13 protein-coding genes are annotated in these 10,011 nt (G+C 37.0%); 11 read left to right on the forward strand and 2 right to left on the reverse strand.

Annotated features, from left to right (window positions below):
• The first annotated feature begins 146 nt into the window (after window positions 1-146).
• The 9 genes from ACJ2A9_RS20575 to ACJ2A9_RS20615 all read left to right on the forward strand — a co-directional run bounded on the left by ACJ2A9_RS20575 (window position 147) and on the right by ACJ2A9_RS20615 (window position 7,118).
• The gene (locus ACJ2A9_RS20575; RefSeq protein WP_441423571.1) at window positions 147-986 is read left to right on the forward strand and encodes an energy-coupling factor ABC transporter ATP-binding protein; all 840 of its coding nucleotides are present in this window, start codon (window positions 147-149) and stop codon (window positions 984-986) included.
• Window positions 962-1,828: an energy-coupling factor ABC transporter ATP-binding protein gene (locus ACJ2A9_RS20580; protein ID WP_441423572.1), complete on the forward strand. Its 867-nt coding sequence runs from the start codon at window positions 962-964 to the stop codon at window positions 1,826-1,828. Before ACJ2A9_RS20575 ends, ACJ2A9_RS20580 begins: the two co-directional genes overlap by 25 nt.
• A gap of 1 nt (window position 1,829) precedes the next feature.
• Window positions 1,830-2,627, forward strand: a complete 798-nt coding sequence (locus tag ACJ2A9_RS20585; RefSeq protein ID WP_441423573.1) for an energy-coupling factor transporter transmembrane component T family protein — start codon at window positions 1,830-1,832, stop codon at window positions 2,625-2,627.
• A 34-nt stretch (window positions 2,628-2,661) separates the two neighbouring features.
• Window positions 2,662-3,405 (forward strand): tRNA pseudouridine(38-40) synthase TruA, encoded by a 744-nt coding sequence (truA, locus tag ACJ2A9_RS20590; RefSeq protein ID WP_441423574.1) that lies wholly within the window; start codon window positions 2,662-2,664, stop codon window positions 3,403-3,405.
• 150 nt (window positions 3,406-3,555) lie between these two features.
• Window positions 3,556-3,993 (forward strand): 50S ribosomal protein L13, encoded by a 438-nt coding sequence (gene rplM, locus ACJ2A9_RS20595; RefSeq protein WP_441423575.1) that lies wholly within the window; start codon window positions 3,556-3,558, stop codon window positions 3,991-3,993.
• A gap of 20 nt (window positions 3,994-4,013) precedes the next feature.
• Window positions 4,014-4,406, forward strand: a complete 393-nt coding sequence (rpsI, locus tag ACJ2A9_RS20600; RefSeq protein WP_441423576.1) for a 30S ribosomal protein S9 — start codon at window positions 4,014-4,016, stop codon at window positions 4,404-4,406.
• Between the two features lie 278 nt (window positions 4,407-4,684).
• A complete protein-coding gene (locus tag ACJ2A9_RS20605) occupies window positions 4,685-5,122 on the forward strand; it encodes a DUF2521 family protein (RefSeq protein ID WP_441423577.1) in 438 nt (145 codons plus the stop codon).
• 95 nt (window positions 5,123-5,217) lie between these two features.
• Window positions 5,218-5,931, forward strand: coding sequence for an N-acetylmuramoyl-L-alanine amidase CwlD (gene cwlD, locus ACJ2A9_RS20610; RefSeq protein WP_441423578.1), 714 nt, complete (start codon window positions 5,218-5,220; stop codon window positions 5,929-5,931).
• A 137-nt stretch (window positions 5,932-6,068) separates the two neighbouring features.
• The gene (locus ACJ2A9_RS20615) at window positions 6,069-7,118 is read left to right on the forward strand and encodes an Mrp/NBP35 family ATP-binding protein (RefSeq protein WP_441423579.1); all 1,050 of its coding nucleotides are present in this window, start codon (window positions 6,069-6,071) and stop codon (window positions 7,116-7,118) included.
• A 45-nt stretch (window positions 7,119-7,163) separates the two neighbouring features.
• Here ACJ2A9_RS20615 and gerD read toward each other — a convergent pair whose 3' ends face one another.
• Complete coding sequence (gerD, locus tag ACJ2A9_RS20620; RefSeq protein ID WP_441423580.1) at window positions 7,164-7,772, reverse strand: spore germination lipoprotein GerD; 609 nt, start codon at window positions 7,770-7,772, stop codon at window positions 7,164-7,166.
• 149 nt (window positions 7,773-7,921) lie between these two features.
• Here gerD and ACJ2A9_RS20625 point away from each other — a divergent pair, with 149 nt between their 5' ends.
• A complete protein-coding gene (locus ACJ2A9_RS20625) occupies window positions 7,922-8,536 on the forward strand; it encodes a KinB-signaling pathway activation protein (protein ID WP_441423581.1) in 615 nt (204 codons plus the stop codon).
• A gap of 25 nt (window positions 8,537-8,561) precedes the next feature.
• On the opposite strand, the gene pdaB is transcribed toward ACJ2A9_RS20625, so the two are convergent.
• Window positions 8,562-9,326, reverse strand: a complete 765-nt coding sequence (gene pdaB, locus ACJ2A9_RS20630) for a polysaccharide deacetylase family sporulation protein PdaB (RefSeq protein ID WP_441423582.1) — start codon at window positions 9,324-9,326, stop codon at window positions 8,562-8,564.
• A 217-nt stretch (window positions 9,327-9,543) separates the two neighbouring features.
• Here pdaB and ACJ2A9_RS20635 point away from each other — a divergent pair, with 217 nt between their 5' ends.
• Entirely contained in the window at window positions 9,544-9,771 is a 228-nt protein-coding gene (locus tag ACJ2A9_RS20635) for a hypothetical protein (RefSeq protein WP_441423583.1), read from the forward strand.
• Window positions 9,772-10,011 lie beyond the last annotated feature (240 nt).

Here is a 10,011-nt window from a genome sequence, read left to right on the forward strand (position 1 = left end):
GAGTTTAGAATTTAGAGTTGTTTGTTAGTAATTCACAGAAGTATTTCAAGTAGTTTACTTCAGTCAAAAAGACCTCGAAGCTGTAACTAAATACTTTACACTCTAAACTCTAAACTTTACACTCTAAACTATAAGAGGGTGATTTTTTGAAGGAGTTAATTAAAGTGGCTAACCTTTCTTTTCAGTATGATGAAGGAGATGAGTGGGCCTTACAGGGAATAAATCTTTCTGTTTATAAAGGGGAGTGGCTGGCTATTGTTGGACATAATGGTTCTGGAAAGTCGACATTAGCAAAGCTTCTCAATGGATTATTGCTTCCGCAGCATGGAAGTGTTGTTGTTGAAGGATTTAGGACAACTGAAATGGATGAGCTTTGGGAAATACGGCGGCGTGTAGGAGTTGTTTTTCAAAATCCAGATAATCAGCTCGTAGCAACAACTGTAAGAGATGATATTGCCTTTGGATTGGAGAACCTTGGCATAGAACGAGAAGAAATGAAGCAGCGTATTCAAGACAGTGTAAGTAAAGTGAATATGGAGGGCTTTTTGGATCATGAACCACATCGATTATCAGGTGGTCAAAAGCAGCGCGTGGCAATTGCAGGGATATTAGCCATGCAACCATCGATCATGATTCTGGATGAAGCGACATCAATGCTTGACCCGATGGGCTGTAAAGAAGTCATCAGTACTGTTGAACGTCTGAATCATGAGGAAGGGATTACGTTATTATCAATTACTCATGATTTGGAAGAAGCCATTCGTGCAGATCGAATCATTGTATTAAACCAAGGTGAAATTGTGAAAGAAGGTAGTCCTGAGGAAGTGTTTCAAAATGGCGAAGAGCTTATAAGGCTTGGGCTTGACTTACCCTTCTCGATTAAATTACGGCAAAAATTACTAGAAAAAGGCATCAATATATCAAATAGCTCTTTAACTCAGGAAGAATTGGTGAATGAACTATGGACATTACATTTGAAAATGTAGAGCACTGTTATATGCAAAAAACGCCATTTGAAAGCTTAGCACTAAAAAATATTAATCTATCAATTTCTTCAGGTTCATTTGTTGCAGTGATTGGCCATACAGGCTCTGGAAAATCGACTCTAGTTCAGCATTTAAATGGTTTATTAAAACCAACGAGCGGCAAAATTACAATTGGGCAATGGTTGATTGAAGCTAATAAAAAAAATAAACAATTAAAACAGCTGCGAAAACATGTAGGTATGGTCTTTCAATATCCGGAGCATCAACTTTTTGACGAAACAGTTGAAAAAGATATCTGTTTTGGTCCAATGAATTTTGGTATCCCAGAGCGAGAGGCAAAGCGAAGAGCTCGAGCACTCTTAGAAACAGTCGGATTACCTGAAACCATTCTCGGAAGGTCGCCCTTTGATCTTAGTGGTGGTCAGATGAGACGTGTGGCAATTGCGAGTGTTCTCGCGGTTGAGCCAAATATACTTATTTTAGATGAGCCAACAGCTGGTCTTGATCCGCAAGGGAGACAAGACATCATGAAGATGTTTTATCACCTGCATAAGGAAAAAGAAATGACAACGATATTAGTGACTCATAGTATGGAGGATGCTGCTACATTCGCTGATGAGATTATCGTGATGGATAAAGGCAGTGTATTTATAAAAGGTGCCCCTAGTGAAGTCTTCAAATCAGCAGACAGGTTACATTCCATTGGTTTAGATGTACCTGAAACGGTTAAGTTTATATTGAAAGTGGAAGAACAATTCGGGTGCAAGCTTCCACATGATGTATTTACAGTCGATCAAGTTGCTGAAGAAATTGATCGGCTATTGATGAAGAAGGGGACGTAGTATGTTTAAAAATATTATTATTGGTCAATACATTCAAGGTAGTTCTCTGATCCACAGGTTTGATGCCCGATCAAAACTAATCGGAGTCTTTATTTTTGTACTAGTCGTCTTTTTGGCAAATAATTGGACAGCCTATAGTATTTTGGGTGCGGTTACAATTATGACTGTTCTTATATCACAAGTTCCACTGCGCTTTATTTATAAAGGATTACGGCCAGTGTTTATTATTATATTGATCACCTTTTTACTTCATCTGTTTATGACCAAGGATGGCCATCTCCTGCTTGAAATTGGCTGGTTCGAAATTTATAGCGGCGGTGTTATTCAAGGAGCATTTATAGCCATGCGCTTATTATTTCTAATCATGATGACATCGCTCTTAACATTAACGACAACACCAATTGATTTAACAGATGGTCTTGAAAGCTTGTTATCCCCTTTTAAGCGCTTTGGTTTACCCGCTCATGAGCTTGCATTAATGATGTCGATTTCATTGCGGTTTATTCCGACGTTATTACAAGAAACAGAGAAGATTATTAAGGCTCAAATGGCAAGAGGAGCTGATTTTGGATCTGGCTCATTAAAGGATCGGGCAAGAGCTTTAGTTCCACTCTTAATACCGCTGTTTATTAATGCCTTTAAAAGAGCTGAAGACTTGGCGTTGGCAATGGAAGCAAGAGGGTACCGCGGTGGGGAAGGAAGAACGAAATTAAGAGAATTACAATGGTCGCATAAAGATTCTCTAATGTTAGTAAGCTTACTATTATTAGCTATCCTACTATTTTTCTTAAGATCATAAATAAAAAACAAAAGTACTTGTAGGTGAGTAATGGATGAAACGATTGAAATGCACGATTGCCTATGATGGTTCAGGATTCTCCGGGTACCAGGTACAACCGCAAAAAAGAACGGTACAAGGAGAGATTGAAGCAAGTTTAAACAAGATCCATAAAGGCAGGCATATTCCTGTTGTTGGTTCAGGCCGAACGGATGCAACCGTTCATGCAGAAGGTCAAGTAATTCACTTTGATACTCCTTTGGACATCCCATGCGAAAATTGGCAAAAAGCATTACGCGCTCTACTGCCGACGGATATCGTTGTAAAAAAAGTAGAAGAAGTATCAAATGAATTTCATGCCAGGTTCAATGTCATAAAAAAGGAATATCGTTATCGTGTATTACGAACTGAACTTCAAGATGTTTTTCGCCGTTCCTATACGTATCACTACCCATCCCCTTTAAATATTGACGACATGCGGGAAGCAGCTGAATACATAGTCGGGACTCATGACTTTACATCATTTTGTTCAGCAAAAACAAGTGTTGATGATAAAACAAGAACAATTTCAGAAATTGAAATTTTAGAAGATAATGATGAGCTTGTTTTTCGTTTTGTAGGGAATGGATTTCTTTATAATATGGTGCGTATTCTCGTAGGAACGCTGTTAGAGGTAGGGATTCATAAAAAAAAATCAGAGGAAATAAAATCTATTTTAGAGGCAAAAAACCGTGATATGGCGGGGAAAACGGCACCTGGACACGGATTATTCTTATGGAAAGTAACATATGACAACTGATCCTAGTGTAACATTGTGTTGACACCGAAAAACAAATGTTATATGATTATTGATGGTATTTCTAAACCCACTAGCCCCGGGTTATGGAATGTTGCAAGAAGACTATGGAATGAAATTATAAATAATGAAAGTGTTAGCAGGAGGGAAAACATGCGTACGACATATATGGCAAAAGCCAACGAAGTTGATCGTAAATGGTATGTGGTAGACGCTGAAGGTCAAACTTTAGGTCGTCTAGCTAGTGAAGTTGCTTCGATCCTTCGTGGAAAAAATAAACCGACATTTACTCCACACGTGGATACAGGAGATTTCGTAATTGTTATTAATGCAGAGAAAATTCATTTAACAGGTAAAAAACTTACTGATAAAGTTTACTACCGTCACAGCAATCACCCAGGTGGTTTAAAGCAAACAACTGCTGGGGAAATGCTTGCTAAGCGTCCGGACAGAATGATTGAGTTAGCAGTTAAAGGTATGCTACCAAAAAATACTCTTGGCCGCGCTCAAGGTATGAAGTTACATGTATATGCTGGTAGTGAGCATCCACACCAAGCACAAAAACCAGAAGTTTATGAACTTCGTGGATAATTAATAAGGAGGGTTTTACTTTGGCACAAGTACAATATTATGGTACTGGTCGTCGTAAGCACTCTGTTGCTCGTGTACGTTTAGTTCCTGGTGATGGACGTATCGTGATCAACGGACGTGATTTAGATGAGTACTTCGGATTAGAAACATTAAAATTAATCGTTAAACAACCACTAGTAGAAACTGAAACAGAAGGTAAATATGATGTTTTAGTTAATGTTGATGGTGGTGGCTATACAGGACAAGCAGGAGCAATCCGTCATGGTGTTTCTCGTGCGCTTCTTGAAGCAGATCCTGAATACCGTGCAGTACTTAAGCGTGCAGGTTTCTTAACGCGTGATGCTCGTATGAAAGAACGTAAGAAATACGGTCTTAAAGCAGCACGTCGTGCACCTCAGTTCTCAAAACGTTAATATCATTACGTTTCAAGGCTCTCAAGCAACTTTGCTTGGGGGTCTTTTTTGTGAAATCAAGTTGTAGATTGTGGGTAAAAAGTATACTTTTGTACATATTGAAGATTTTCGCATTTTGCCATCATCTATTTTTGTTCTATCTCAAAATATGAATTGGTTAATCGTACAGACATTTCCATGGAATGATAGGGCCTCTTTTGTTTGACACTAAGATAAATTTAATTCATAACTCAATAAGATAAGATATATAACAAATACAGACAAAAGGAGGCGAGAGAATGACTGTCATTACAACCTTCTTTGATAAACAGCGTAAGAAACAATGGATGTTTGAACGAAAGGTGTTACGGAAATTATCGTTAGTTGCGATCAGAAATAAAACAAGAGAACATTTTGAAAGCCTATTCTCACCGCAGTTAACGAATCATCCATTCATTGAAGACTTTTGTATTGATTTGGCTATTGATGCTTATTTAGTTGGTGCTGAGTATAGTCGTTTTGGTTATTATGGTGAAGCAATTGGAAAAGTGAAAAGAAGAAGTTCTCAAAAAATAAAGGATATTACGGACAAATTGACTGAATTCCTAAGTTTATACTGTGATGAAAATGATCTAATCATGGAATCAATATCTAGCGCCTGTGAGACATTTATTATACATTGGTGGGAGCAAGGATTTAAAGAAGGAGAAATGAGGTACCGCATGCGGCTCCACTAATTAAAATAAATCATTAATTTATTTTTGTACAGCCTTCACATAATTTCCCTCTTGTCCAAATATACATATATGGATGATTAGTAGGAGGGAGTATCATGAAAAAATGGGTGAAAGGCGGCGCTTTTTCCTTAGGGGTTGTACTCTTATTATTTATTATCCAATATCAGTTTACAAATGATGACTCTTGGGAATCATGGAATTTGCCTTTATCAGGAAAAGTCATTATTCTTGATCCAGGTCATGGCGGTCCTGATGGAGGAGCGGTTTCAAAAAATGGTTTGTTAGAGAAAGATGTAGCTTTAGACATAACTTTAAAGTTAAGGGATTATTTGCAAGAATCGGGTGCTCTAGTCTTGATGACCCGTGAAGAAGATCAAGATTTGGCAGATCCCGACTTAAAAGGGATTCGAAAAAGAAAAATTCAAGATTTAAAAAGACGCGTTCAACTAGTCAATGAAGCTGGTGGTGATATGTTTGTAAGCGTACATCTCAATGCCATTCCATCACCAAAGTGGAGAGGAGCGCAAACTTTTTATAATCGTGCTCTTGATGATAATCAGCGGTTATCAAAATTTATACAAGAAGAGATTCGGCGAAATTTAGAAAATACGACTCGTGAGGCAAAACCGATCGGAAGTGTTTATTTACTTAAACAAGCAGAAATTCCGGGTGCATTAGTCGAGGTTGGTTTTTTATCAAATGTAGCAGAGGCTGAGCTTCTAAATACTGAGAAATATCAAGAGAAGATAGCAGCATCAATATATCAAGGAATATTACGGTATTATACGAATGAATCAGATCCCTCTTAGTGAGGGACCTGATTTAACTTATTCAAATGCATGTCATACCCCAGTAAAAGTTTATTGTGACTTTTGCAACAGAAACCTTTCATAAGTTATGCTATACTTAGTAAGGAGTCGAATACATATAAGGATGGTGTTTTAGGTTGTTAACTCAAGAACAAGTTCTCGATGCACTAAAACAAATTAAGGAACCAAATTTAAATAAAGGTATTGTTGATATTGATGCAATCCGTGAAATTAAAATTAAAGGAGATAATGTAAGCCTAAAAATAGCTCTCGTGCAAACAGGTACAGCAGAACAGATGCAAGTTCAGCAGGAAATTGTTAATGCTGTTAAAGCGGCTGGTGCTGATTCAGTAGGCTTACGTTTTGAAGAGCTAACACCAGAAGAGGTTGCTAAGCATGGCGGACAAAGGAAAGAAGATGTTGGTGTAGCATCATTATTATCACAAGGTGATAAAGTAACGTTTATTGCTGTAACGAGTGGTAAAGGCGGTGTAGGTAAATCAACAGTTTCTGTAAATATTGCGACTACTCTAGCACGTTTAGGCAAGCGTGTTGGGATTATTGACGCTGATATATATGGCTTTAGTGTACCAGACATGATGGGAATTGAAGAACGTCCAAAGGTAAAAGGTGAACGTATATATCCAGTTGAACGTTTTGGTGTGAAAGTCATTTCCATGGGATTCTTTGTAGAAGATAATGCACCAATTATTTGGCGTGGGCCGATGTTAGGAAAAATGCTAAATAACTTCTTCAGCGAAGTAGAGTGGGGTGAATTAGATTATATCATCCTGGACTTACCACCTGGAACTGGAGATGTAGCTTTGGATATTCATACAATGTTACCGCACAGTAAAGAAATTTTAGTAACAACACCACATGCCACAGCGGCATTTGTAGCGGCTCGTGCTGGTACAATGGCAATCAAAACAAACCATGAAATTCTTGGTGTAGTTGAAAACATGTCTTACTTTGAAAGTAAGCTGACTGGAGAGAAGGAATATGTGTTTGGACAAGGCGGAGGAGAGCGTCTTGCACAAGAGCTTAAAACTGAACTTCTTGGTCAAATACCATTAGGACAGCCAGAAGTTAAGAAAAACGATTTCGCTCCATCAATTTACGAAGAAAATCATCCAATTGGTCAAATATACCGCCAAATTGCAGAAAGAATTATCGAAAAAAATTGATAAGGAAAAAAGTTCCTCAATTGAGGAACTTTTTTTTGAGAAGATTTACGCGCTGCCGCCACCTTCTCCTTCACTGCCACCGCCACCGCTTTTTTCTTCTTTTTCCATTTGCTCTTTAGTCACTTTAGCTAATATTTCATTTACCTGGGCTTTAAAATAAGGACTTTCAAAAGCCTCTGACATGACATTCATCATCTGTTGACGATATTCTTTACTTTTTAATAGATCTAAAACCGTTTTCTCCATTTCTGGATCTTTGAGTATATCGATCATCATTCCCTGATATTCTGGATCTTTCATTAAGCTTTTTAATATTTGCTCATTTTCTTTTTGCATACTTTCAGCAAAGGCTTTTGCAAATTCAGGATCTTGCATTGTTTCTTTCCAGAACTGCTTTCCTTTTTCAGATGTCAACGTTTGTTGAACCGTTTGCTTAACAAATGCTTGGTCCATTAGAATATGTTGTTTCAGTTCCTCATCACCTAGAACTTCCGAAATCGCTTTTTTTCCTTCATCTGTTTTAAGCATATCAACCATCATTTTCTTCGTACTTTCATAATCAGGGGAATTCCCACCTTGGTCTTCTGCAGCAGCACAACCACTAAAGATCATGATGATTAAGCAAAATGGGAGTAGCTTAACCAATCTAACCATCTTTCTGCCCCTTTCGTGTCATTTTGTCTTTACTATGTGTAGTATAGAAAAATTTATACATAAGATTTTGTAGAAAACTAGCTTTTTATGTCTAGCATTGTTACAATTTAATCATTAGTGATTTAATGAAGTGTGGAGGAAAAGTTAACGTGAATACACGTAAAGCTGTTTATTTATTTTTTTCGACATTATTAATTGGTTCAGTCAGCGGTACATTAGTAGGGCTTATAGTAGATTGGTCTAACTATTGGCAAGATTTAAAAAGTGGAGAGATTATTAGTTTTCTACTTTTGATTGTTTGGCTGATGGGCATTAGTGCAATGTGGAGCCTTATCGCGCAAATGGGTTTCTTTGCCTACTTAACGATTCACCGCTTTGGTTTAGGGATTTTCAAAAGTCCCAAACTATGGAATAAGGTACAAGTTGTTGTTATTGCATTTGTTATTTTTGATTTAATTTATTTCCGCTATGTTGCTTTTGCGATCCCGGAAGAAACTGTATTACACTATAGTATTATGCCAATATTGTTGCTTATTTATGGCTTAATTATTGCAAATTTAAAAAGTAAAGCGACAAATAAGTTAGCCTTTGTTCCAGCACTGTTCTTTATTGTCGTTGTCACTACAATTGAATGGATTCCAGCACTTAGAGTTAACGACCCGAAATGGCTTTGGATATACTTTGCCCCATTACTTACTGCCAATACGTGGCAGCTGTTAATTTTGCATAAGCTAACTGGTACAAATAATAAAGAAAAGAAGTGACAGATCATTGATCTGTCACTTCTTTTTATTTAATTTCCTCACTTTTGGCATCTGTACTAGCAATTAAATCAGACACAGATGAAAAGGAGTATCCGTGATTTTTTAGTTGATCGATAACGATAGGCAAGGCTTTATGTGTTTGCTTCACAGAATCTGAGGCATGAAAAAGAATGATATCTCCTCCACCTTTTACATTGTTCATTACATTATTAACAATGGCATCAACACCAGGATTAGTCCAATCATTTGAGTCGATACTCCAGTGAACAACTGTATAACCTTGAGACTTAGCGATCGAAAGGACTCGTTTGTCAAAGTTACCATTTGGTGGTCTTAATAAGCTTGGGGATTTACCGCTTACTTTATTTAAAGTATCGTGTGCTAGCTGAATATCTCTGCGAATGTTTTTGTCTTCTAGTTGAGGGTAGTTTTTGTGCTGGTACCCATGGTTCCCGAGCTCATGACCATCCTCACTAATCCGTTTTATTATATCGGGATGCCTTTCAGCCCAAGCGGCCGAAACAAAGAATGTTGCATTATTAATTCCACGCTCTTTTAAGATGTCCAAAATGGGTATAGCTTTTGTATCCCCCCAACTGATATTAAAGGTAAGAGCGACCTTTTTATCATCAGTATCAACCTTATGAATTGCTTTTGGACCATCAGCCGTTGAAAAGACTGGTAAGTGGCTGCGTTCAATATAAAGAAAACCCGCAGCAAATAAAGCGGCAACAACAATGATCATGTATTGCTTCACTTTTTTCCCGTTCCAGATTAAAAAGAATTTCATTATTAGTCCCCCTGTTCCGAATTGCATTCTAAAATAAATTTATGCAGGAAAGGACAAGATATGAATAAAATTCCATCAGTTGTACAGAGAATACATTTAAAGTCATATTACGACTTAAAAATATATACAGGAAAAATAAAAAATTAATTAGGATTTAATAAAATACTTAAAATTTGGTAATAACAAGAACAATATTGGAATTAGAGGTGACCACATCATGTTAGGCGTCTTATTAAGTAGTAAAGAAGTTCAAGAGGTAGAGTATTTACTAAAAAAAGAAATGGAAGAGTTATTATTAGATCTTGGAGATTCGAGAATAGATGGTGTAGTTAAAAGGGCAATGGAAGAAAGGTATCAAATTATTTTCAAAGTTTATCGACGTTTTGCAACTCCGCAAGAATGTTCAAAGTATATTCGTCAAAGATTAAAACAAAGCAGGTATTAAAGTTCAAAAAAAAGTTTATAATAGATGTTGACTTTAGTATTTTGTAATGGTATATTTATTTTTGTCGCCAAAGCGATAAAATATTTTCTCGAAAAACACAGTTGACATACTGGTTGGGAAAATGATATATTATATAGGTCGCTATCGAGCGACATTTTTGCTCCTGCGCCTACAAGTATATGCTATCGAAGTGAGCTTACTCGTCGCAAGGCAGCAATGATGTGATTCAATTTAGTAGCC

Origin of the sequence: Anaerobacillus sp. MEB173, from assembly GCF_052119505.1 — a bacterium.
GTDB lineage: Bacteria > Bacillota > Bacilli > Bacillales > JBJMAU01 > JBJMAU01.

Excerpts from the sequence above, each read along its gene's own strand:
- gerD (WP_441423580.1), bottom strand. The coding sequence starts at position 7,772 with ATGGTTAGATTGGTTAAGCTACTCCCATTTTGCTTAATCATCATGATC.
- rplM (WP_441423575.1), top strand. The coding sequence starts at position 3,556 with ATGCGTACGACATATATGGCAAAAGCCAACGAAGTTGATCGTAAATGG.
- ACJ2A9_RS20605 (WP_441423577.1), top strand. The coding sequence starts at position 4,685 with ATGACTGTCATTACAACCTTCTTTGATAAACAGCGTAAGAAACAATGG.
- ACJ2A9_RS20585 (WP_441423573.1), top strand. The coding sequence starts at position 1,830 with ATGTTTAAAAATATTATTATTGGTCAATACATTCAAGGTAGTTCTCTG.
- ACJ2A9_RS20635 (WP_441423583.1), top strand. The coding sequence starts at position 9,544 with ATGTTAGGCGTCTTATTAAGTAGTAAAGAAGTTCAAGAGGTAGAGTAT.
- ACJ2A9_RS20580 (WP_441423572.1), top strand. The coding sequence starts at position 962 with ATGGACATTACATTTGAAAATGTAGAGCACTGTTATATGCAAAAAACG.
- truA (WP_441423574.1), top strand. The coding sequence starts at position 2,662 with ATGAAACGATTGAAATGCACGATTGCCTATGATGGTTCAGGATTCTCC.
- cwlD (WP_441423578.1), top strand. The coding sequence starts at position 5,218 with ATGAAAAAATGGGTGAAAGGCGGCGCTTTTTCCTTAGGGGTTGTACTC.
- pdaB (WP_441423582.1), bottom strand. The coding sequence starts at position 9,326 with ATGAAATTCTTTTTAATCTGGAACGGGAAAAAAGTGAAGCAATACATG.